This is a genomic window from Pseudomonas sp. P2S-1 (genome assembly GCF_057197725.1).
This window is the reverse complement of record NZ_CM170068.1, coordinates 3,448,630-3,471,185: the sequence shown is the minus strand read 5'-3', so window position 1 is coordinate 3,471,185 and position 22,556 is coordinate 3,448,630. Positions and strand designations below refer to the sequence as shown.

Annotated in this window: 20 protein-coding genes; 10 read left to right on the top strand and 10 right to left on the bottom strand. The window is 63.9% G+C overall.

The annotated features are described in order from the left end of the window. Window positions 1-158: 158 nt before the first annotated feature. The gene (locus AC2CQI_RS15305; RefSeq protein WP_075806469.1) at window positions 159-905 is read right to left on the bottom strand and encodes a phosphatase PAP2 family protein; all 747 of its coding nucleotides are present in this window, start codon (window positions 903-905) and stop codon (window positions 159-161) included. A 287-nt stretch (window positions 906-1,192) separates the two neighbouring features. Here AC2CQI_RS15305 and AC2CQI_RS15300 point away from each other — a divergent pair, with 287 nt between their 5' ends. The 6 genes from AC2CQI_RS15300 to AC2CQI_RS15275 all read left to right on the top strand — a co-directional run bounded on the left by AC2CQI_RS15300 (window position 1,193) and on the right by AC2CQI_RS15275 (window position 5,896). Continuing rightward, window positions 1,193-2,098, top strand: a complete 906-nt coding sequence (locus AC2CQI_RS15300; RefSeq protein ID WP_484577208.1) for a DUF3800 domain-containing protein — start codon at window positions 1,193-1,195, stop codon at window positions 2,096-2,098. A gap of 88 nt (window positions 2,099-2,186) precedes the next feature. After that, window positions 2,187-2,870, top strand: coding sequence for a two-component system response regulator ColR (gene colR / locus AC2CQI_RS15295; protein ID WP_075806470.1), 684 nt, complete (start codon window positions 2,187-2,189; stop codon window positions 2,868-2,870). After that, complete coding sequence (locus AC2CQI_RS15290; RefSeq protein WP_075806471.1) at window positions 2,860-4,152, top strand: sensor histidine kinase; 1,293 nt, start codon at window positions 2,860-2,862, stop codon at window positions 4,150-4,152. Before colR ends, AC2CQI_RS15290 begins: the two co-directional genes overlap by 11 nt. Window positions 4,153-4,281: 129 nt before the next feature. Then, a complete protein-coding gene (locus AC2CQI_RS15285; RefSeq protein WP_075806472.1) occupies window positions 4,282-4,962 on the top strand; it encodes a class I SAM-dependent methyltransferase in 681 nt (226 codons plus the stop codon). A gap of 5 nt (window positions 4,963-4,967) precedes the next feature. Further along, complete coding sequence (locus AC2CQI_RS15280) at window positions 4,968-5,678, top strand: lipopolysaccharide kinase InaA family protein (protein ID WP_484577207.1); 711 nt, start codon at window positions 4,968-4,970, stop codon at window positions 5,676-5,678. Continuing rightward, a complete protein-coding gene (locus AC2CQI_RS15275; RefSeq protein ID WP_075806474.1) occupies window positions 5,678-5,896 on the top strand; it encodes a hypothetical protein in 219 nt (72 codons plus the stop codon). The genes AC2CQI_RS15280 and AC2CQI_RS15275 overlap by 1 nt, the downstream gene beginning before the upstream one ends. Window positions 5,897-5,957: 61 nt before the next feature. On the opposite strand, the gene AC2CQI_RS15270 is transcribed toward AC2CQI_RS15275, so the two are convergent. The 5 genes from AC2CQI_RS15270 to AC2CQI_RS15250 form a co-directional block, all read right to left on the bottom strand. After that, window positions 5,958-9,005, bottom strand: coding sequence for a multidrug efflux RND transporter permease subunit (locus tag AC2CQI_RS15270; RefSeq protein ID WP_484577206.1), 3,048 nt, complete (start codon window positions 9,003-9,005; stop codon window positions 5,958-5,960). 12 nt (window positions 9,006-9,017) lie between these two features. Further along, window positions 9,018-10,154: an efflux RND transporter periplasmic adaptor subunit gene (locus AC2CQI_RS15265; protein WP_075806476.1), complete on the bottom strand. Its 1,137-nt coding sequence runs from the start codon at window positions 10,152-10,154 to the stop codon at window positions 9,018-9,020. Between the two features lie 66 nt (window positions 10,155-10,220). Continuing rightward, entirely contained in the window at window positions 10,221-11,318 is a 1,098-nt protein-coding gene (locus AC2CQI_RS15260; protein WP_484577205.1) for a DUF1513 domain-containing protein, read from the bottom strand. Between the two features lie 2 nt (window positions 11,319-11,320). Further along, the gene (locus tag AC2CQI_RS15255; protein ID WP_075806478.1) at window positions 11,321-12,385 is read right to left on the bottom strand and encodes an imelysin family protein; all 1,065 of its coding nucleotides are present in this window, start codon (window positions 12,383-12,385) and stop codon (window positions 11,321-11,323) included. Between the two features lie 16 nt (window positions 12,386-12,401). Next, window positions 12,402-13,829 carry a di-heme oxidoreductase family protein gene (locus AC2CQI_RS15250; protein ID WP_484577204.1) on the bottom strand — a complete coding sequence of 476 codons (1,428 nt, stop codon included), beginning with the start codon at window positions 13,827-13,829 and terminating at the stop codon, window positions 12,402-12,404. Between AC2CQI_RS15250 and AC2CQI_RS15245 the strand changes: the two genes are divergently transcribed. Further along, window positions 13,828-14,049 (top strand): hypothetical protein, encoded by a 222-nt coding sequence (locus AC2CQI_RS15245; RefSeq protein WP_484577203.1) that lies wholly within the window; start codon window positions 13,828-13,830, stop codon window positions 14,047-14,049. The genes AC2CQI_RS15250 and AC2CQI_RS15245 overlap by 2 nt on opposite strands. A 16-nt stretch (window positions 14,050-14,065) precedes the next feature. Here the strand turns inward: AC2CQI_RS15245 and AC2CQI_RS15240 are convergent, their stop codons facing one another. From AC2CQI_RS15240 to AC2CQI_RS15225, 4 genes are all read right to left on the bottom strand, one after another. Next, complete coding sequence (locus AC2CQI_RS15240; RefSeq protein WP_075806480.1) at window positions 14,066-15,406, bottom strand: imelysin family protein; 1,341 nt, start codon at window positions 15,404-15,406, stop codon at window positions 14,066-14,068. A gap of 152 nt (window positions 15,407-15,558) precedes the next feature. Further along, window positions 15,559-17,640, bottom strand: a complete 2,082-nt coding sequence (locus tag AC2CQI_RS15235) for a putative bifunctional diguanylate cyclase/phosphodiesterase (protein WP_372239149.1) — start codon at window positions 17,638-17,640, stop codon at window positions 15,559-15,561. Window positions 17,641-17,994: 354 nt separating this feature from the next. Then, window positions 17,995-18,591: a superoxide dismutase gene (locus tag AC2CQI_RS15230; protein WP_075806482.1), complete on the bottom strand. Its 597-nt coding sequence runs from the start codon at window positions 18,589-18,591 to the stop codon at window positions 17,995-17,997. Between the two features lie 191 nt (window positions 18,592-18,782). Beyond that, on the bottom strand, window positions 18,783-19,382 hold the full coding sequence (locus tag AC2CQI_RS15225) for a LysE/ArgO family amino acid transporter (RefSeq protein ID WP_075806483.1): 600 nt from the start codon (window positions 19,380-19,382) through the stop codon (window positions 18,783-18,785). Window positions 19,383-19,573: 191 nt separating this feature from the next. Between AC2CQI_RS15225 and AC2CQI_RS15220 the strand changes: the two genes are divergently transcribed. The 3 genes from AC2CQI_RS15220 to AC2CQI_RS15210 all read left to right on the top strand — a co-directional run bounded on the left by AC2CQI_RS15220 (window position 19,574) and on the right by AC2CQI_RS15210 (window position 22,455). Beyond that, window positions 19,574-20,503, top strand: coding sequence for a LysR family transcriptional regulator ArgP (locus AC2CQI_RS15220; protein ID WP_484577202.1), 930 nt, complete (start codon window positions 19,574-19,576; stop codon window positions 20,501-20,503). A 12-nt stretch (window positions 20,504-20,515) separates the two neighbouring features. Further along, entirely contained in the window at window positions 20,516-21,511 is a 996-nt protein-coding gene (locus tag AC2CQI_RS15215) for an NAD-dependent epimerase/dehydratase family protein (protein ID WP_484577201.1), read from the top strand. Between the two features lie 89 nt (window positions 21,512-21,600). Continuing rightward, the gene (locus tag AC2CQI_RS15210; protein ID WP_484577200.1) at window positions 21,601-22,455 is read left to right on the top strand and encodes an ATPase; all 855 of its coding nucleotides are present in this window, start codon (window positions 21,601-21,603) and stop codon (window positions 22,453-22,455) included. Window positions 22,456-22,556: the final 101 nt, after the last annotated feature.

Here is a 22,556-nt window from a genome sequence, read left to right as displayed (position 1 = left end):
TGGCAGGCTGAGGTTCTGTTGGGGACAAGCCCAGGTGTCATGGGCTGGCTCAATACCCTGTGGGAGCTGGCTTGCCAGCGATCTGGCCGGATCTGACAACCCTTTTGTGCTTGCCGGCCTCATCGCTGGCAAGCCAGCTCCCACAGGGTCCGCGTTGCTTATCCAGCCTGGGCTACTTTACCGGCTTCGGCACTCACCACCGGCGCCTTCCGGCGATACAGCACCAGGTAATAGCACCCCAGTCCGATCAGCCAGCAGAACACCGCCGTCCACACGTTGTGCGAGAAGAAGTGCGCGCCTTGCAACATGCGCCCGACCGAGAACACCGTGCCCAGCGCGAAGGCGAACACCAGCGCGGCCCTGGCCATGCGCGGACGCCGATCCCGCAGCACGAAGAACAGCGCAAACAGGGTAAAGCCGGTAGCCGCGTGCCCACCGGGCCAGCAGCGTCCGGGCTTGTCGGTCTGCGGCCGGGCTTCCAGCAGCTTGCTGTAGGTTTCCTTGCCACCGAACTCGCTCAAGCTCCACGGACACTGGACTGCGGTGACCGCCTTGAGTGGAGTAACGAATGCAGTGGCCAGGCCCAGGCTCAGCACCAGGCAACCCAGCTCCCGGCGGATCGGTTTCAGGCGTTGCAGGGTAAAGCTGGCTACAAAGCCGATGATTGCCAGCACACTGAAGCCGATCACCACCTGCTTGGCCCGGTCATGCAGGATGTTTTCCAGGAAATAGCTGTGCCGACCGATGAACTGGCCGGCGCTGTGGTCGAAGAACTGGTTGGCCAGGATCATGTCCAGGTCGGTCATTTCCAGAAGGATCAGGATCACAGCGGTTAACAGGGGAATGCCCAGTACAATCCAGGGATTGAGCGGGCGCGACGGACGGAAGTCGTTGATGGCGGGCATGGGCGATCCTGACGGGATGGAGTCGACCGGCGATTCTCCGCCTCGACACATGGGCCGTTCGTGAATCCGTCGTGAAAAAAACGTCAGGTGACAACAGGATACATATCCACTACCGCAGCCCAGTGGATGCCAGGGTTACCAGGGTTGACAAGCAGATTGCCCCTGCTCATCATGGCCGCCACAACCGTCGAACGGTTGACCTCGTGTCGGTTAAGTCCGGCGCAAGATACTGCGAAAGCAGACCACAGCCACCTTCAAGGTGGCTGTTCTATTTCCGGGGGTCGTTGATGCACATCTGCTATATCGACGAGTCTGGTGATTCGCAACCTATCCTGAGCGGTGTCGATAACAAGCAGCCGATGCTGGTCGTCGCAGGGCTCTTTGTAGATGCCCAGCGTATCAGCAGGATTACGGACGAGTTCATCTGTCTCAAGCGCCGTTTCTACCCCGGACTGTTCCAGAAAGAGCGTCATGCCCTGAATGTGCTGCTCAAGGAGATCAAAGGTTCGGACCTGCGCAGCGACATCCGCAAACATCCCGCAAACCACGCTCTGGTGGAGCACCATTTCAAGTTCATCGATGGTGTCCTGGGCATCTGCAAGGCCCACGGCATCAAGCTGGTAGCCCGGGTATGGGTGAAGCAGTACAAGCAGGCGCTGGAAGATCGGTCCATCTATACCATCACCGCGCAGAACATTGCCAAGCGCTTCCAGCACTTCCTGATTGACCAGGAGTCTCGGGGCATGATCATTGCCGACTTTCGGGACCCGGTACGCAACCGTTACGTGGCTCATTCGATCTTTACCCAGAAGCACAAACTGGGGCGGGGAGGGGACGCTTATCCCTCGATCGAAGAGGTCGCGGTATTTGGTATCAGCGATAACCATGCTTGCCTGCAAATCGCCGACCTGATCTGTTCAACCATTCTCTACCCTATGGCTGGACGTACCGTTTGCGACGCCTCTTTCGACAATGTCCACACACATGTCCGTTACGACGCCATCGTCCGGCGCTATGCTCGACGGATCAAAGCGCTGCAATATCACTGTGCCGAGAAGGGTCAACGGCGTTGGGGAATCACGGTGGAGGATCCCCACACCCGCCGGACGTCGATTTTCCCCCAAGCGAAATCTCATGTCATGGAGCCGGGAGAGTCAGCGATGCAGGCCGCTCCAATTGACATAACCGTTTAACCTGCCCGGTGCAGTTCCGGGCAAGCAGGACTCAGGCCGCTTCAGAGCGCCACCTGAAGGCCATCAGCCGAACATCAAGAGGGACGCCATGCGCATTCTACTGGTTGAAGACAACCGCGATATCCTGGCCAACCTGGCCGATTACCTGGGGCTCAAGGGCTATACCGTGGATTGTGCCCAGGATGGACTGTCCGGCCTGCACCTGGCCGCCACCGAACACTACGATCTGATCGTCCTCGACATCATGCTGCCCGGAATCGACGGCTATACCCTGTGCAAGCGCCTGCGCGAGGACGCCCGCCGCGATACTCCGGTGATCATGCTGACCGCCCGCGACCAGCTTGACGACCGTCTCCAGGGTTTCCGTTCAGGGGCCGACGATTACCTGCTCAAGCCGTTCGCCTTGTCCGAACTGGCCGCCCGCATCGAAGCGGTGCTGCGCCGGGCCCAGGGCGGCGGACGCCGCAGCCTGCAGGTCGGCGATCTGAGCTACGACCTCGATACCCTCGAAGTCACCCGCCAGGGCCGTCACCTCAAGCTCAACCCGGTCGGCCTCAAGCTGCTCGCCGTGCTGATGCAGAAAAGCCCGCATGTCCTGCGTCGCGAGGTGCTGGAAGACGCCTTGTGGGGCGACGACTGCCCGGACAGCGATAGCCTGCGCAGCCACGTTCACCAGTTGCGCCAGGTGATCGACAAGCCCTTCGACAAACCGCTGCTGCACACCGTGCATGGCGTCGGTTATCGCCTGGCCGAGGGCCGCGATGGAGTTTAAGCAGAGCCTCGCCCAGCGGATCATCATCGCCTTTGCCCTGATGAGCGCGCTGGTGGCCGGGGCGTTCGCCTTCGGGATCGTCGCCACCGTGCATCTGGTGGAAGAACGCCTGATTTCCTCGGTGCTCGGTGGCGATCTGCAACGCCTGCTGCTGATGGACAGTGTCAGCGAGTGGAGCCACCGGCCACGGCCGGACCAGTTGTTCTACTACAGCGGCGGGCGCGATGACTTTGCCTTGCCGTCGGATCTGCGTCACCTCAACCCCGGCTTCCACGAGGTATTCCGCGAGCATCTGTCGTACCACGCCATGGTCGAAGTGGTGGATGGCCGGCGCTATGTGCTGTTGCAGGACCAGAGCGATTTCGAAGAACGCGAGCGGGTGCTGTTCGCTGTGGTGGTGGTGGGCTTCGTGCTCAGCCTGGCGCTGGCGGTGTTCCTCGGCTGGATCCTGGCGCGGCGGGTGATGGCACCGGTCATCCGCCTGGCCCGGCAGGTTCGTCATCGCGACCAGTTGCTCGGCCTGGCCCCGCCGCTGGCGCCGGATTACGCCGCGGACGAGGTGGGCCAGTTGGCGGTGGCCTTCGATGCCACCCTGGGCCGCCTGCGCGACGCGCTGACTCGCGAACGTCTGTTCACCAGCGACGTCAGTCATGAGTTGCGCACGCCCTTGATGGTGCTCGCCAGTTCCTGCGAGTTGCTGATGGAATACCCGGGTATCGAAGGCCGCGCCCGTGCCCAGGTGGAGCGCATTGCCCGTGCTACCGAAGAGATGCAGGAACTGGTCAAGACCTTCCTGATGCTGGCCCGGGCCCAGCGCGATGAAGGCGCCGTGGCGTCACGCACCACCCTCAAGGAGGTGAGTGACGAACTGCTGGGTGTTTGGCGCGACACCATCGAGCAGAAGGGCCTGAAGCTGACCCTGGTGGTCAACGAGCAGTCACCGACCCTGTACAACGCGACCTTCCTGCATTCGGTGATGGGCAATCTGCTGCGCAATGCTGCCCACTATACCGATGAAGGCTTTATCCGCCTGACCCTCGAGGCCGACAGCTTTACCGTCGAGGACAGCGGCGTGGGCATTCCCGTTGAGCAGCGCGAGGCGATGTTCCAGCCGTTCGTGCGCGGAGGGGAGAAGCGCGGGGAGGGGCTGGGGCTTGGCCTGTCGCTGGTGCAGCGCATCTGTGACGACCAGGGCTGGGTGGTCACGCTCAGCGAAACCCAACCCCATGGCTGCCGTTTCCACGTCAGCCTGGGCGACAAGGGGATGGCGCCGGACGCCTGAGGCTGACGGCGCCCGGTGTAATACTTTGTAAAACCTGTGGTTTTATCTGACGTTTTTTTCACAACGACATGACCTGACGGCAACGTCGCCACCCGTAACGTGGCGCTCATTGAAGTCAGGAGATGTTCCATGTCCACTCAGACCAAACTCGAGTTTTCCGACAAGTACGACCGCCAGCACGCCCAGGAGTACTTCGAGAAGCACCAGGCCAGCCTGGCCCGGCGCCTGTCCCACCAGCGCGACGAGCAACTGGCCCGGCGTGCACTGACCCTGGCAGGCGACCCCGGCCTGGTCCTCGATCTGCCGTGTGGCGCGGGCCGCTTCTGGCCGATGTTGGCGGAAAAGCACAACCGCGTGATCATCGGCGCCGACAACTCAGCCGCCATGCTGGAGACAGCCTGTCGCTCGCAGCCGGCGGATATCGTGAAACGGGTACGCCCCTTGCAGACTTCTGCGTTCGACATCGACTTGCCTGATAACGCCGTCGACAGCATTTTCTGCATGCGCCTGTTCCACCATATCGGTGAAGCGCCTCACAGGATGCAAATTCTAAAAGAATTTCAAAGGGTTACGCGTGATAGCGTGATTCTGTCGCTGTGGGTCGATGGCAATCTCAAGGCCTGGCGCCGGAAAAAGCTCGAAGCGCAGCGGATTGCCCGGGGCGAAACCGGGGGTTACCAGAACCGCTTCGTGTTACCAGCGGCTACGGTCGAAGCAGAATTCAAGGCGGCAGGTTTCCGCATCCAGGAACGAATGGACTTTCTGCCGTTCTACGCCATGTGGCGAGTTTATGTATTGCGAAAGGGTTGAAGACTATGGATGTGACAGACGCGGGCCGGGCCTCCGGTACTGACCGATTCAAGCACTTCTGGCAGCAGCAGGGTGAATGGGTGGAAGCGCCCAACCAGCGCCGCGGGGGCGAGAGCGGTGTGCAGCGCCTGCGCGACGAGCGGGGCCACATGCTCTATGCCAAGCGCCAGGTCGGGCACATCTATCGCAGCCTGTTGCATCCTTTCGGTCGCCCTACGGTGTTGCGCGAGTACGAGGCACTGCACAGTTTCGAACAACTGGGGGTGCGGGTCCCGCATATCGTGTACTGCGGGGTCGAGCGTGATGCCGATCGTCAGTGGCGGGCGCTGCTGGTCAGCGAGGCACTGGACGGTTTCGAGGAGATCGACAACTGGTATGCCGCAGGTGGCCGCGAGCGCCACGGCGAAGCCCTGCATGATCGCATCCTTGAAGACCTGGCGCGCAACCTCGCGCGCATGCACCTGGGGCACTGGCAGCATGGCTGCCTGTATGCCAAGCATGTCTTCGTCAAGGTGGTGGGCGAAGGTGACGCGGCCCGTGCCGAGGTTGCATTGCTCGACCTGGAGAAATGCCGGCGGCGCATCAGCAAGCATAAGGCGGCTGCCAATGACCTGCGCCAATTGCGCCGCCATTCGTCGTTCAGCGATGCTGACTGGGAAAAGCTGCTCTACTTTTACCGTACGGCGTTTGGCAGCGCAGTCAAAGGTTTAGAGTGATGAAACTAGAAATAGCTCGAAGTTTGTTTCTCCTGGCTGCCCTGGCCACCGCAACCGCAGCGGTGGCCGCCTGGGAGCAGCCGCGTCCCGGAGTGATCAGTGCCTCCACGCACTGTCCGCTGCCGCGCACGGCGAAACCGCAGGTCCAGGTACAGCCCGACCATGATCTGCTGCTGTTTCTGTTTGGTATGAGCCAGGGGCTTCGCGCCCAGGGCTGAAGGGCTGCTTCAACCAGGAGGGCCTCATCGCCGGCGTTGCCGGCGATGAGGCCCTCATTGTTTACACAGTCTGCTCGACCGTACGCGGTTCATCCTTCTTCGCCAGCAACGTATACACGCATGGCAGCACGAACAGGGTAAACAGCGTTCCCACCGACATCCCCGTGGCGATCACCGTGCCGATATCGAACCGGCTGACCGCCCCGGCGCCCGTCGCGATGATCAACGGCACCATGCCGAACACCATCGCTGCCGTGGTCATCAGCACCGGCCGCAGGCGGATCGCCGCCGCTTCCTCGATCGCCTCCCGTACCGACAGCCCCTTGTGCTCGCGCAACTGGTTGGCGAACTCGACGATAAGGATCCCGTGCTTGCTGATCAGCCCGATCAGCGTCACCAGCCCCACCTGGGTGTAGATGTTCAGGCTCGATAACCCGAGGAACAGCGGGATCAGCGCCCCGCAGATCGACATCGGCACCGTCACCAGGATCACCAGCGGGTCGCGGAAGCTCTCGAACTGCGCCGCCAGCACCAGGAAGATGATCGCCAGGGCCAGGCCAAACGTGACCCACAGCGCGCTGCCCTCCTGCACGTACTGCCTGGCCGCGCTGGCGTAGTCGAAGGCGAACCCGGCCGGCGCTTCTTCCTGGGCGATGTTGCGCACCTCCTGCAAGGCTTCGCCCATGCTCACCAGCGGAACGCCCGAGATGATCGCCGAGTTGAGCTGCTGGAACTGGTTGAGCTGGCGTGGACGGGCGCGGTCGCTGACGGTGATCAGGGTCGACAGCGGCAGCATCTGCCCGTCCTGGTTCTTCACGTAGTAGTTGTTCAGCCAGTCGGGGTTGTCGCGGTAAGCCCGCTCGACCTGGGCGATCACCTTGTAGCTGCGCCCGTCGATGGTGAAGCGGTTGATTTCCGCCTCACCGAGCAAGGTCGCCAGGGTGCTGCCGAGCACATCCATGGACACGCCCATCTGCGCCGCCTTGGCCCGGTCGATGTCCACCACCACTTCCGGCTTGTCGAAGGCCAGGTCGATATCGAGGAAGGCGAACTTGCCGGATTTCTCGGCGCGTTCCTTGACCCGTTGGGCCACGTCCAGCAGCGACTCGTAGTCGTTCGGCGTGTTGATCACGAAGGCGAACGGCAGACCTTCGCCGGTGCCCGGCAGCGACGGTAGGTTGAAGCCGAAGATCTGCAGGCCGGCGATGCCGTCGAGCTTGTGCTGCACCTCCGGCAGCAGCTCCATCTGGGTGCGCGTGCGGTCGCCCCAGGGCTTGAGCAGGAAGCCGCCGATCCCGGATTGCACGCCGTTGAAACCGTTGATCTGGAATGACGAGTAGTACTCCGGGAACTCCTTGAACAGCGCGGTGAATTCGTCGGTGTAGGCGTTCAGGTAATCGAGGTTGGCCGGCTGCGGCGCGGTGGCCATCATGAAGATGATGCCCTGGTCCTCGTTCGGCGCCAGTTCCGAGGTGCTGAACTTGACGAACAGCGGAATCAGGCACAGCACGATCACGCCGAAGACGATCACCACCGGACGGGTATCGAGGGTGGCGTGCAGCAGCTTCCGGTAGCGCAGCTTGAGCCGTTCGAAGAGCTGGTCGAGACGGTGGGCGAAGCCGCTGGGGTTTTCCTCGTGACGCAGCAGCTTGGCGCACATCATCGGCGACAGGGTCAGGGCGACGATCCCGGAGATGATCACCGCCCCGGCCAGGGTCAGGGCGAACTCCTTGAACAGCGCCCCGGTCAGCCCCTCGAGGAAGCCGATCGGGGCGTACACCGCGGCCAGGGTGATGGTCATCGAGACCACCGGCATGGCGATTTCCCGCGCACCTTCCAGCGCTGCCTCATGCGGCGTCTTGCCCTCCTCGATATGCCGGTGGATGTTCTCCACCACGACGATGGCGTCGTCCACCACCAGGCCGATGGCCAGAACCATCGCCAGCAGGGTCAGCAGGTTCAGCGAATAGCCCATCAACTGCATGAAGAACAGCACGCCGATCATCGACAGCGGGATGGTGATCACCGGGATCAGCACCGAGCGGAACGCGCCGAGGAACAGGAACACTACGACGATCACGATCAACACCGCCTCGACCAGGGTCTTCACCACCTCGTCGATGGAGGCCTGGATGAACAGGGTCGCGTCATAGGCGATGGACGCCTTGAGGTTGGGCGGCAACTGCGCCTCCAGCTCCGGCATCAGCTTGCGCACTTCCTTGATCACATCCAGCGGGTTGGCCCCGGGCGTGGCCTTGATGCCGATGTACACCGACGGCGTGCCATCGAAGGAACTGACCGTGTCGTAGTTCTCTGCGCCCATCTCGACCCGCGCCACGTCGCCGAGCAGCACCCGGCTGTTGCCGCTGGTCTTCAGCGGGATGGCGGCGAAGGCCTCGGCGGATTTCAGTTCGGTATTGGCGTTGATGCTGGTGACCACGTACTCGCCCTTCACCTCGCCGGCGGCGGAGAGGAAGTTGTAGCGGCGCACTGCATCGGTTACGTCGCTGGCGCTGAGGCCGTAGCCGGCCAGGCGCACCGGGTCGAGCCACAGGCGCATGGCGAACAGCTGGTTGCCGAGGATTTCCGCCTCGGCCATGCCCGGCAGGGTCGCCAGCTTCGGCTGGATGACCCGTGACAGGTAGTCGGTGATCTGCGGGTTGCTCAGCTCGCTGCTGTAGAAGCTGATGTACATCAGGGCCGAGGCGTCGGCGGCCTCCTTGCTCAGCACCGGGTCTTCGGCATCCTGGGGCAGTTTGTTCTTGACCTCGTTGGCCTTGGCCAGCAACTCGGTGAACAGCCGGTCGCTGTCCGCGCCGATACGTGCGTAGATCGAGATCACCGAGAAGTTCTGCCGGCTCACCGAGGTCATGTAGTCGATGCCCTCGGCACTGGCCAGGCTCTGTTGCATCGGCTGGGTGATGTAGCCCTGGATGGTTTCGGCGTTCGCCCCGGGGTAGGCGGTGGTCACCGTGATCAGGGCGTTTTCCATCTGCGGGTACTGGCGGATCGGCAGCTTGCTCCAGGCCTGGAAGCCGAGCAGGACGATCAGCAGGCTGACCACGCTGGCCAGCACCGGACGGCGGATGAACGGATCGGTAAATGCCATGGTGCCTCCTTGTCAGTTGGCGCCAGGCTGGCTGTTCGGTTGATCCTTGAGGGTCTTGTCCGGGCTGACGGTGATGTGCGCGCCCTGGGTCAGCTTGAGCTGCCCGGCGGTGACCACCTGTTCGCCGGCCTTCAGCCCCTTGCTGACCACTACCAGGCCGTCACGGTGCTCGCCGGTGGTGACGAAGCGGCGTTCGGCCATCAGGGCGTCTTTCTCCTCCTCGCCGTTCTCGGCTTTTTTCGGCACTGCGACATACACCGAGTTGCCGTAGAGGGTGTAGGTCACCGCGCTCTGCGGCACCACCACTTCGTTGCGCGGGTTGGGCAGCAGCACCTGGACGTTGGCGAACATCCCCGGCAGCAGCTTGCCGTCGGGGTTGGCCAGGGTGGCGCGGACCAGCACGTTGCGGGTGGCGTCCTCGACCTTGGGGTTGATCGCGCTGACCCGGGCGGAGAAGGTCTGGCCGGGGAAGGCGGCGACGTCGATCAGCGCTTCCTGGCCTATGCCGACCTTGGGCAGGCTCTGTTCCGGGATCGAGAAGTCGACATACAGGCTGCTGAGATCCTGCAGGGTGGCGATCACCGTGCCGCTGGGCAGGTACTCGCCGACATCCACCTGGCGGATGCCGATGGTGCCGCTGAACGGAGCGGCGATGCTCTTCTTGTCGAGGGAGGCCTTGAGCTGCTCGACCACCGCCTTGTTACGGCGGAACTGCGAGGTGAGGCGATCGAATTCGCCCTTGGAGATGGCCTGGCTGCCGACCAGTTGGCTACCACGACCGAAGTCCACTTCCGCCAGCTTGAGATCGGCCTGGGCGGTGCCGAGCAGGGCGGTCTCGGCTTTCTGGTCCAGTTCCAGCAACGGCTGGCCCTGCTTGACCTTCTGCCCCGATTCGAACATCAGCTTGGTCACCGTGCCATCGGTTTCCAGGCTCAGGTCGACGCCTTGCAGCGCCTTGAGGCTGCCCACCGCCGGCAGGCGGCTTTGCCAGGCGAGTTCCCGCGCCTCGGTGGCCGCCACGGCGAGGGCGGGTTTCGGTGCGGTGAACATCTGGATCTGCTTGTAGATCGAGAAGGCCTTGTAGCCTCCCAGGATCAACACGATCAACAGCACGATGCCCAACATGATCAGCATGCGACGGCGCAGCATAGGTCCATTTCCCTGGATAGATGTTGGCGAAGTCTAGTCCGTTGCCCTTCGCCCGGCGACAAGTCTTCAGATGAGGTGCAGGTGGTTGTCCCACAGTCCCGACGGCAGTTGCAGCGGCTGGCCGACCAGCGTCTCCTGACGGCAGTCGTACAGACGGCAGCGGCCCTGCCCGGAGGTGACCACAAAGCCATCGGCCACGGCGCCCACGCCGGCGCAATCCGGCATCGGCGCATCGAGGCGGATGCTGGCGTCGTCGAGGTTCCAGATGAACAGGCGGTTGGCCCGCGGCGCGGTCATCGCCACCAGGCGCAGCTCGCTGTGCACGGCGACGCTGGCGGTGTACTGGGCCATGGATTGCAACTGGTGCTCCGGCACCGGGAAGGCCTCGAACGGCTGGCCTGGACGCTTGATCGCCAGCAACTCGGCGGTTTCGTGGGCATCGCCCATGAACTGCTGGCAGGCGACCACGGTGCCATCACTGGCGATGGCCAGGTGACGCACGCTGTTCATCTGCTGACCGAGGGTTTCCTTGCTGATCAGGCTGCCGTCGCGGTGCATCAGCACCAGGCTTGGCTCCATGGCGTTCAGGTTCATTTCCACCCGGCTTTCCGCTTCGGTACGGATACCGCCGTTGGCCACCACCAGGGTTTCCCCGTCGGGCAGCCAGCTGACCTGGTGCGGGCCGACGCCATGGGTAGAGATTTCGCCCGTGTGTACCAGGCGCTCGTCTTCGAAGCGGTACACGCCGAGCACGCCACGTCCCGGGTCGGTGGTGTCGTTCTCGGTGGCGTACAGCCATTCCCCGCTCTTGTGGATCACGGCGTGACCATAGAAGTGGCGATCGGGTTGCGACACGATGGTCTGCAGCAAGCGCCCGTCGCGCAGGTCGACCAGGTAGCTTTCGGTGCCCGGGCGACGGGCGACGAACAGGGCGATGGGCAACTCGGGGTGATTGATGATGTCGTGGCAACGCTGGGCCACCCGGGTGGCGAACACCTGGGTGCCGTCCAGGCGATAGCCGACCGCGTAATGCTGGCCGTCCCCGTCATCACGGGCCGACAGCAGGAGGGGCGGCTGATCCTTTCGCCGCAGCAGGGTCCAGCCGCCCAGGGTCAGGGCGCTGAGCAGAACGCTACCGAGTTTCAGGGCCTGGCGTCGCAACATGATCAGTCACCGTCGTTGGCATTGAAGCCGAGCTGGATGTTCAGCGCCTTGGCCAACTCGCCTTCGTGCAGGCGATGCACCACGTTCAGGCTGTCGTAGATGGCGTTGAGCTGCTGGCGCCCGGCCTCGTCCTGGAGCAACTCGTCGAGGGTGCGCGGGGTGCTTTCCAGCTTCTGCATCGCGTCGGCGTAGGCGGCGTCGATCTTGTCGGCCAGGGCCTTCTGGTCCTTGCCCAGCAGGCCACGCACGCCCTGGTTGTCGACACCGACCCAGACGGTCTGGGCAGCGGCCAGGCTGGCGGCGATGCTCTTCAGCGACGACTGGCTGCGCCAGGCTTCGGCCTGCAGCGGCTGCGGAATGCCCTTGCTCATGCGGCCCATCGGGGTGCCGAGCTTCTTCTTCAGGGTGTCCAGGGCGGTGACCTGGGCGCGCAGCAAGTCGGCGATGGCCTCGTGGGAATCGGCGTAGCGCTGGTTGGGGAACTTGGTCATCTGCGCGAGCATGCCGTCGGTGCTGTTCCAGCCCTTGAGGATGTCTTCGGCCATGGTCTTCTGGTAGTCGGCGATGGCCACCAGCAGCGGACAGTAGCGCGCCTTCTGCTCAGGGTTGGCGGCGTCCGGCTTGCTGTCGAAGAGGATGTATTCGTAGGCGGACAGGCCGCGCACGACCACGCTGGACTTGGCCACGGTGGCTGCGTCCACCGGCTTGTCGCCACCGACCAGGGCTTCGACCTGACGGCCGACCAGGTTCTTCTTGTCCGGCCAGAACTGCACCTGCCAGGCCCGGTTGCCCTCGGCCAGCGGGCCGATCAGCAGCGGTTGCAGTTCGGCCCAGGCCTTCTGCGCATGCAGGTAGTCGGCGCGGGCGGTTTCCAGGCTGGCCTTGCCTTCGCAATAGGCCAGGGCGCTGACGGCCAACTGGCGGTCGGCTTCGACCCAGCGGCTGTAGGTCGGCATGATCACCTGCTTGGCGATGGCGGCGGAGGTCACCGCCTGCGGGTCTTGCGGCGAGCAGGCGCCCAGGGCAAGGGCGGCGAGGCTGGTGAACAACAGCTTGGGACGGAACATGTGTCCGGTTCCTCTCTCAGAGTGAATTCAGGAAGGCCAGCAGCGCGTCGCGCTGGCCGGCGTCGAAGGACAACACACGCTGGCGCGCCGCCTCTGCCTCGCCGCCGTGCCAGAGCACGGCTTCGAGCAGGTTGCGGGCCCGGCCATCGTGAAGGAATTGGGTGTGGCCGCTGACCACCTGGTTCTTGCCGATGCCCCACAGCGGCGGGGTGCGCCAGTCCTGGCCGCTGGCGGCGAATTCGCTGCGCTGGTCGGCCAGGCCCGGGCCCATGTCGTGCAGGAGCAGGTCGCTGTAGGGCCAGATGGTCTGGTTGGCCAGTTCCGGCTCGGCGGCCTTGGCCGAGGTCACGAACGTGGGCGTGTGGCAGCCCTGGCAGCCGGCCTGGTAGAACAGGTTCTTCCCCGCCAGGACCTGCGGCGAGTCGACGTCCTTGCGTGCCGGCACGGCCAGGTTGCGGGTGTAGTAGAGGATCAGGCGGAGGATGTTGTCGCTGACCTCCTGTTCGCCATTGGTGCCATTGCCGTTGGGCGCGGCAAGGCAATCGACCTGGGCCGGGGTGCAATCGTCCATGGGCCGCAGGGTGGTGGTCAGGCCCATGTCGCCGGAGAGGGCGTGGACGTTCTGCTGATTGAGGTTGGGTTGCCCGGCCTTCCAGCCGAAGCGGCCGAGCACGGTTTCGCCCTTGGCGTCGTCCCACACCCGGTTCGGGCGGCCACGGATGCCGTCGCCGTTGCGGTCGTCCGGGTCGGCGTTGGCCAGGATCGCTTCTTCGGGAATGGCTTCGAGCAGGCCGAGGCCGATCATCGGCGGGGCGATGCGCGCCGAAAAACGGGTGTCCGGGTGCATCGGGCCATAGCCGAGCTGGGTGATGTCCAGTTTCGGCTTGCGCAGTTCGACCTGGGTGCCGTCCTTGAAGGTCACGGTCTGCGGCTCGTAGTCGACCCGCACCTTGCCTTCCGGGGCCACACCGGGGATCGCCATGTCCTGCAACTGACCGCCGTAGACCGGCTCGGGGACGATACCCAGGCGCTCGATGACCTTGACGTACTCCGGCTGGTTGGGGATCGACAGGCGTACCAGCATCGACACCGCGTTGCTGTCGCCGGGCTCCGGCGGATGGCCGCGGCCGTCGCGGATATGGCAGTTCTGGCAGGCGTTGGTATTGAACAGCGGGCCGAGGCCGTCGCGGGCGGTGGTGGTCGACGGGGCGATGACCCAGGGATTGCGGAAGAAGCTGTTGCCGACGTTGAAGTCCAGGCGCCGGGCCGGGGTCAGGTTGGCCGAGGGCATCTGGTAGGCCCCGCGGTCGCCGCGGTTCACCGTGGTATCGCCACCGGCACGGGCTTCACCCGGCTCGGCCTGGGTGAAGCGCGGGGCTTCGTCGCAGGCGGCCAGGGGCAAGGCCAGCAGCAGGGGCAGACAAAGGCGAAGCAGCGAGGGCATGGACGATCCCGGACGGTGTTCGAAAAAACAGCCCGCAAGCTTAACAGGAGCGGGCGGAGTGAATAAGAGGGATTTGCGTTTGCTGGATGAAATCGTTGTTGGGGGAGCTGCAAGCTTCAAGCTGCAAGAAAGAGCAGTCCGTGGCGCCGCGGCTTTTTCTTATGACTTGCAGCTTGAAGCTTGCAGCTCAAAAAAAAGGCGACCCGAAGGCCGCCTCTGACTAATCCCGCACCGAATCAGAATTCGTGATCGGCGGTATCCGGGTTCAGGTCGGTGATGCCCAGCTTGCCGGCAGCCTGTTCGATCGCGCCGGTCTGCTTGACCAGCGAAGCGATGGCGTCACGCACGATCTGGTTGCCGGCGGTGTTGTCGGCAGCGATCAGCTGGTCGTAGTGCTCGCCTTTCAGGGCGTGGTCGACGATGACCTGGATCTTGGCTTCGGTAGCGGCCAGATCGTCTTGCAGGGTCTTGTCCGCAGCCGGATCGACCTTGGCCACCAGCGACGACAGGCTCGGGCCGGTCATCTTGCTGCCGTCGACACGGGTGTACTCGCCCAGGTAGACGTTGCGGATGCCCTTGGCGTCGTAGAAGTGCGAGTAGTGGGTGTTGTCGCTGAAGCAGTCATGCTCGTCTTCCGGCGAGTTGGCTTCCAGGGAAACCTTCATGCGCTCGCCCGCCAGTTCACCCAGCGACAGGCTGCCCATGCCGAACAGCATCTTGCGCAGGCCGTTGGCAACCGGCTCGGCCTCCAGGCTGGCGCGATAGTTGTCGGTGACGTTCGGCGCCCAGTTCTTGACCATTTCTTCCAGGTCGCTGACCAGCAGGTCGGTCACCGCTTTCAGGTAGGCACGACGACGGTCGTTGTGGCCGCCGGTAGCGCCCTGGCCTTCCAGGTAGTCCGAAGCCGGACGGTTGCCGGCGCCCGGGCCGGTGCCGTTCAGGTCCTGGCCCCAGAGCAGGAACTCGATGGCGTGGTAGCCGGTGGCGACGTTCGCCTCGGAACCGCCCAGCTCGTTCAGGGTGGCCAGTTTCTCGGGGGTGATGTCCTTCACGTCGACCTTGTCTTCGCCGACCTGGATCTCGGTGTTGGCGATGATGTTGGCGCTGGCCGCCGGGTTGCCCAGGGCATGCTCGTAGCTCTTGTCGACGTAGTCGATCAGGCCTTCGTCCAGCGGCCAGGCGTTCACCTGACCTTCCCAGTCGTCGATGATGGTGTTGCCGAAGCGGAACGCCTCGCTCTGCAGGTACGGAACGCGCGAGGCGGCCCAGGCAGCCTTGGCGGCTTTCAGGGTGTCGTCGTTCGGATTGGCGAGGAACGCGTCGATGGCGGTCTGCAGGGTTTTCGCGGTGCTCAGCGAGTCGCTGTACACGGCGTAGACGATCTCGGCGTAGTGCTTGACCACGGCCTGGGCAGCAGCCTCGTCGACCGCGCCGGCGGCGGCTGGAGCAGCCGGGGTGGCGGCAGCGGCAGGGGCCTGGGCTTGCGGCGCGGTGGCCTTGTCCTTGCCTTCGCCGCAACCGGCGAGGGAGATGGCAATGGCCAACAGACTGGCGGTGGCCAGAGGCATACGAATCATGGCGAATTCCTGCATCGGAGGGTTGAACAGACGTGCAGAAGGCCGCACGCGAAAAAAAGCTGCGACATAATGCGAAAGATTTGCATTTTATGTAAAGAGGCCATCACGCAAATATTCCGGGGCTGTCGCACCCGGACAAGCACGACGTCGTCTCAGAGTATCGAGGCCTGGGTACGCTGCGCCTGCTTGAGGAAGGCCGTGAGTTCACGGGCCGGCAGCGGCTTGCTGTAGTGGTAGCCCTGGCCCTCGTGGCAGCCCTGGGCAACGATGTAGGCCTCCTGTTCCGCGGTTTCCACGCCCTCGGCGATGACCTGCATGCCGAGGCTTTTGCCGAGCTGGATGATGGCGCGGACGATGGTCGCATCGTCGTCGTCCTCCAGCAGGTCCTGGACGAAGCTCTTGTCGATCTTGATCTTGTCCAGCGGCAGGGATTTCAGGTAGCTCAGGGACGAGTAGCCGGTACCGAAGTCGTCGATGGCGATCAGCGCGCCGGAGCGGCGCAGGCTCAGCAGGTGCTGGGCGGCGGTGCTGATGTCTTCCATCAGGCCGGTCTCGGTGACTTCCAGTTCCAGGCTGCGTGGCGGCAGGCGGTAGACCTGGAGCAGATTGTTGACCACTCGCGGCAGTTCGCTGTGGTGCAGTTGCACGGTGGACAGGTTGACCGCCATGCGCAGCTCGGTGAAGCCCTGGTCGTGCCATTCGCGCAACTGGCGGCAGGCCTGGTCGAGCACCCATTCGCCGATCACCACGATATTGCCGTTCTGCTCGGCCAGGGGGATGAACTGGTCCGGCGGGACCATGCCCAGTTCCGGATGCTGCCAGCGCAGCAGCGCCTCGACCCCGACCACGCGCTGGTCGCGGTAGCTGATCTGCGGTTGGTAGACCAGGTACAGCTGGTTGCGCGACAAGGCTTCGCGCAGGTCCTTTTCCAGTTCGCGGCGGCGGCGCATCTCGCTGTCGACGCTGGCGATGTAGAACTGGTAGCGGTTGCGCGAGCGGGACTTGGCCAGGGTCATGGTCTGCTCGGCCTTTTGCAGCAGTTTCTCGGTGCTGTCGCCATCCTCCGGGAACAGGGTGATGCCGATGGTGGCGCGCAGGCGGATTTCCTGGAGGTCGAGGGCGAAGGGGGCTTCCAGGTCGTCGAGGATGCTCTGCGCCAGTTCGGCGGCTTCGTAGGGCTGCTCGATATCGGCCTGGACCAGGGCGAACTGATCGCCACCGAGGCGGGCGAGGGCGCCGAGGCGGCCACTGTGGGCACGCAGACGGTCGGCCAGGGCCAGCAGCAACTGATCGCCGGCCTGGTAACTGAACTGTTCGTTGATGCCCTTGAAGTCGTCGAGGCCGACGCAGATCACCGCGACCCGTCGTTGCAGGCGCCCGGCGTCGACCAGGATCTTGTCCAGTTGCTGCTGCAACTGCTGGCGGTTGGGCAGGCCGGTGAGGAAGTCGTACTGGGCCATGCGCAACAGGCTGTTTTCCGCCTCGTGGCGCAGATGGGTATTGCGCTCGATCGAGGCCAGCAACTGGTTGTGGGTATTGATCCACAGCCCCAGTTCGTTGGTTTCGTGGCCCTTGAGCAACGGCAACTGATGCTCGCTGGGGCGGTCCGGATTGATCTGGGTAAGGTGTTCGATGATCCGCGACAGTGGCTTGGTCAGCAGCCAGTGGTAGACCAGGTACAGCACCAGGCCCATGGCCAGGGCACGCAGCACCCCGGAAATGAAGATGATCACCGAACTGAAGATAAAGCTCTGGCCGTAGCTGGCGGTATCCAGGGTGATGCTCAGGTCGCCGTAGTACTCGCTGTACGGGCCACGGCCGACCAGTTGGGTGGTGAAGGAGCGTTCCTGGCCGAGGATCAGGTCGGTCAGCCAGCGGGTCTGGTTGTCCTGCAGCGGGCGGGATTTTTCCGCGAGCATGGTTTCATTGGGATGACCGATGGAGGCCATGCGCACGGCCTGGTCCTGGAACAGGCCCTCGATGACCTGCATGCCCATTTCCCGGTCGAGGCTGTACACCGCCTGGGTCGACGGGTCGCGGAACATGTCGAGGATGCGCTGCGCATCGCTGGCCACGGCCTGGCGGGTCTTGTAGGCATCGAAGACGATCTGCGCACAGCTGAGCACTACTCCGACGATCAGCGCCGAAAGCAGGACAACCCTGAGCAACTTGACCGATAAGCTGTTCTTGAATTCCAGCTTCAATGGGAGTTCCTTAATCCATGCGCGCGGCATCATTTTGCCATCAACCATGACAATCCACTATCGGCCTTTGCACGGAAAGGTCTGGGCTCTTACCTTTTCCGGTGGCCTGGTCCCTCTCGCCCGGCGGACCTTCAGCACTGTATCGGTTGACCTGTCGCGGGACTTGAGTACCGGACGACGAAAGATTTCCAAGGAGTTGATGTTAGCGTGCCTTGGGTTCTCGGCAAGGTTTGCGGCGTTCTGAGCTTCAAGCTTTAAGCCTCAAGTCATAAGAAAAGGCAGATCGCATCGCTCGCGCTTTTTCTTGCAGCTTATGGCTTGCAGCTTGCGGCTCATAAAACGAAAAAACCCGGCCGAGGCCGGGTTTCTTCAGGAGCGCGGGGCTCAGGCAGTGAAGGTCTTGCCTTCGAACTGCTCGGCGACGAACTTCCAGTTGACCAGGTTCCAGAACGCCTCGACGTATTTCGGACGGACGTTGCGGTAGTCGATGTAGTAGGCGTGTTCCCAGACGTCGCAGGTCAGCAGCGGGGTGTCGCCGCTGGTCAGCGGGCAGCCGGCGCCGATGGTGCTGGCCAGGGCCAGGGAACCGTCGGCCTTCTTCACCAGCCAGCCCCAGCCGGAACCGAAGGTGCCGACGGAAGTCTTGGTGAACTCTTCCTTGAACTTGTCGAAGGAGCCAAACGCAGCGTTGATGGCATCCGCCAGGGCGCCGGTTGGCTGGCCACCGGCGTTTGGCGCCAGGCAGTTCCAGTAGAAGGTGTGGTTCCAGACCTGGGCGGCGTTGTTGAAGATGCCACCCGAAGAGGACTTGACGATCTCTTCCAGGGTCTTGCCTTCGAATTCGGTACCTGGGACCAGGTTGTTCAGGTTCACGACGTAGGTGTTGTGGTGCTTGTCGTGGTGGTATTCCAGGGTTTCCTTGGAAATGTGCGGCTGCAGGGCATCGTGGGCGTAAGGCAGCGGCGGCAATTCAAAAGCCATTTGGATTCTCCTAATCAGGTCTGGTGCGGTGAACGCAAGGCCGATCACGGGCGGCCGGAAAATGCGCCGGCGAGTTTGTACTCTTTGCGGCGCAGACTCGGGATCATAGCACCGGGCCTGTGGCTAAACCACGCAACAAGTGTGTGGGCAAGAGGTTCCAGAGCCTTTGCCGGGGTCGGATGAGCGGCCGGTCAGGTGAAAATCAGCTGCGCCGCCACGGCGAACATCATCACTGCCACCATGAGGTCGAGCAGGCGCCAGGTGCTCGGCCGCGCCAGCCACGGGGCCAGCCAGGCGGCGCCGAGGGCCAGGGTGAAGAACCACAGCAGCGAGGCACTGGCGGCCCCGGCCACGTAGGCGCCGGGCACGCTTTGCTGGGCGCCGAGGGAGCCGATCAGCAGCACGGTGTCGAGGTACACGTGAGGGTTGAGCAGGGTCACCGCCAGGGCGCTGAGCAGCACCGCGCGGCGCGAGCGCAGGCCCTGGCCGTCGCCCTGTTGCAGGCTCTGGCTGGAGCAGGCGCGCATCAGCGCCTTGCTGCCGTACCAGATCAGGAACACGGCGCCACCCCAGCGGGCGACGGCGAGCAGGGTCGGGTTCTGCGCCAGCACGGTGGCCAGGCCGAACACGCCGAGGGCGACCAGCACGGCGTCGCAGAACACGCACAAAGCGGCCACCGGCAGGTGATGTTCACGGCGCAGGCTCTGGGCGAGGACGAAGGCGTTCTGGGTGCCGATGGCCATGATCAGGCCGAAGGCGACGAGGAGGCCGTTCAGGTAGCTTTGCCACATGGGGATGACTCCGGATCTTCAGTGCTTTCCGGGGCCTCATCGCTGGCAAGCCAGCTCCCACAGGGTCAGCGGTGCATGCAATACCTGTGGGAGCTGGCTTGCCAGCGATGAGGCCCGCAATGACTAGCAATTCTCCAGACTTTGCGGATATAAGAAAAACCAATAAACCTCATCCCGCATTAGGAAATCTGATGTTCGACTACAAGCTCCTCTCGGCCCTCGCCGCCGTCATCGAACAGGCCGGTTTCGAGCGCGCCGCGCAACTGCTGGGCCTGTCGCAATCGGCCATCTCCCAGCGGATCAAACTCCTCGAGGCCCGGGTTGGCCAGCCGGTGCTGGTGCGCGCCACTCCGCCGACCCCCACCGAAATCGGCCGGCGCCTGCTTAACCACGTGCAGCAGGTGCGCCTGCTCGAACGCGACCTGCAAGGCCAGGTCCCGGCCCTCGACGAGGAAGGCCTGCCCGAACGCCTGCGCATCGCCCTGAATGCCGACAGCCTGGCGACCTGGTGGGGCGAGGCGGCCAAGGACTTCTGTGCCGACACCCAGGTACTCCTCGACCTGGTGGTGGAGGACCAGGAAGTCGGCCTCAAGCGCATGCGCGCCGGCGAAGTGGCCGGCTGCCTGTGCGCCAGCGAACGCCCGGTGGCCGGGGCGCGCAGCGTGCTCCTGGGGGCCATGCGCTATCGTGCGCTGGCCAGCCCGGCCTTCATGGCCCGGCATTTCGGCGACGGTGTCGAGCCGCAGCGCCTGGCCCGCACCCCCGCCATCGTCTTCGGCCCGGACGATTTCCTGCAGCATCGCTACCTGGCTTCATTAGGCATCAGCGACGGTTTCCTGCATCATCTGTGTCCTTCATCCGAAGGCTTCCTGCGCATGACCGAGGCCGGTCTGGGCTGGGGCCTGGTGCCCGAACTGCAGGCCCGCGAGCAACTGGCCAGCGGGCGGCTGGTCGAGATCGTCGCCGATCGCCCCATCGATGTGCCCTTGTACTGGCATCACTGGCGCAGCGGCGGGCAGTTGCTCAACCAGCTCACCGACCATCTGCGCCGCAGCGCCGGGCAATGGCTGGTGCCGTGGGACGCCCCGGCGGCGTCTGCACCCTCAGGAAAAAAATCGTAAGGCGGAATGTTCATGGGAATTCTGGTCACCGGCGCAAGCGGCTTCATCGGCGGGCGCTTTGCGCGTTTCGCCCTGGAGCAGGGCCTGGAGGTGCGGGTCAACGGCCGCCGTGCCGAGGGCGTCGAGCACCTGGTGCGGCGCGGCGCGCAGTTCATCCCGGGCGACCTCGGCGATCCGGAAGTGGCCCGGCGCCTGTGCCAGGGTATCGACACCGTGGTCCACTGCGCGGGTGCCGTGGGCAACTGGGGGCGTTACCAGGACTTCTACCAGGGCAACGTGGTGGTCACTGAAAACGTCGTCGAAGCCTGTCTCAAGGAACATGTGCGGCGCCTGGTCCATCTGTCCTCGCCGTCGATCTACTTCAATGGCCGCTCGCGCACCGGCATCACCGAGGACCAGGTGCCGCGGCGTTTCTACGATCACTACGCGGCGACCAAGCACCTGGCCGAGCAGAAGGTCTTCGGCGCCCAGGAGTTCGGCCTGGAAGTCCTGGCACTGCGCCCGCGCTTCGTCACCGGGGCTGGCGATGTCAGCATCTTCCCGCGGCTGATGCAGATGCAGCGCAAGAAGCGCCTGGCGATCATCGGCAACGGTCTGAACAAGGTCGACTTCACCAGCGTGCAGAACCTCAACGAGGCACTGCTCAGCGCGATCAACGCCGGCCCCGAGGCGCTTGGCATGGCCTACAACATCAGCAACGGTCATCCGTTGCCGGTGTGGGACGTGGTCAACTACGTGATGCGCCGCATGCAGTTGCCCCAGGTCACCCGTTACCGCTCGGTCGGGCTGGCCTACACCGCCGCTACACTGAATGAAGGCGCCTGCCTGCTTTGGCCGGGTCGCCCGCAGCCGACCCTCAGCCGCCTGGGCGTGCAGGTGATGAGCAAGGATTTCAGCCTGGATATCAGCCGTGCCCGGCATTACCTGGATTACCGCCCGCAGGTCAGCATCTGGGCTGCGCTGGATGAATTCTGCGCCTGGTGGCAGGCCCAGCAGGGCGGTCACTGAACCCGATCCCCTGATCGTGGTCGATGAGGGCGCCGCGAAGCGGTTTATACTAGCGCCCATTTTGCTATCACCGTGGTTGAAAACTGCCCATGCGCAACGATGCTCGAGACGATTTTGACGATGTGCCCACCCTTCAGGCGGTGGAGCGCGATGACGATGAGTTCGCCCCTGCGGCGCACCCGCGCAGCGCCCGCAAGCGTGTGGCCAAGGCGCCGATGGTCGGGCCACTGTGGGCCTTGCTGGGTGCCTCGTTCATCGCCCTGGCCGGCGTGGCCTGGTGGAGCTTCCAGCAGATCTCGCTGATGGAGCAGCAACTGGTGGCGACCCAGGAAAGCTTCGCGCGCATCAGCGAGGAGGCGGCGGGGCGGTTGCAGGTGATTTCCGGCAAGGTCTCGGCCAGCGAATCGTCGGCCAACACCGAGAATGAAGCACTGAAGCTTCAGGTGCGCCAGTTGCAGGCCAGCCTGGGCGAGCAGGGCAAGCTGCAGGAAGGGCAGGCTGGTGAGCTGGGCAAGCGCCTGGAAACGGCGATGGCCCAGGTCAGCCAGCAGCAGGCGGCCAATGCCGCGTTGCAGACCGAATTGCAGAATCAACTGGCGGCGGTGGCCAAGGAGCTGACTGCGGTGAAGGCGGCGCAACTGGATGGCGGCAAGATCGACGGGCAGATCAAGTCGGTGGCCGATGAGGTCGCGGCGCTCAAGGCGGCGAAGGTGGATGGCAGCAGGATCGATACCCAACTGAAGAACCAGGCGGCGGCGACCCAGCGCCTGGAGCAGGACCTGATCGTGCTCAAGAGCGAGCAGGAGAATCGTCCCGTAGCGGCTGCCGGTGGTGGCGCCTCGACGGCGGAATTCGATGCCTTCCGCGGTCAGGTCACCCGCAACATCAACACCCTGCAAAGCCAGGTGCAGAATCTGCAGCAGCAGATCAATGCCAAGAACTAAGTGACCTTCAGGGCCCTATCGCTGGCAAGCCAGCTCCCACAGGTTCGGCGGTGCACGCGGTCCCTGTGGGAGCTGGCTTGCCAGCGATGAGGCCCTGAAGA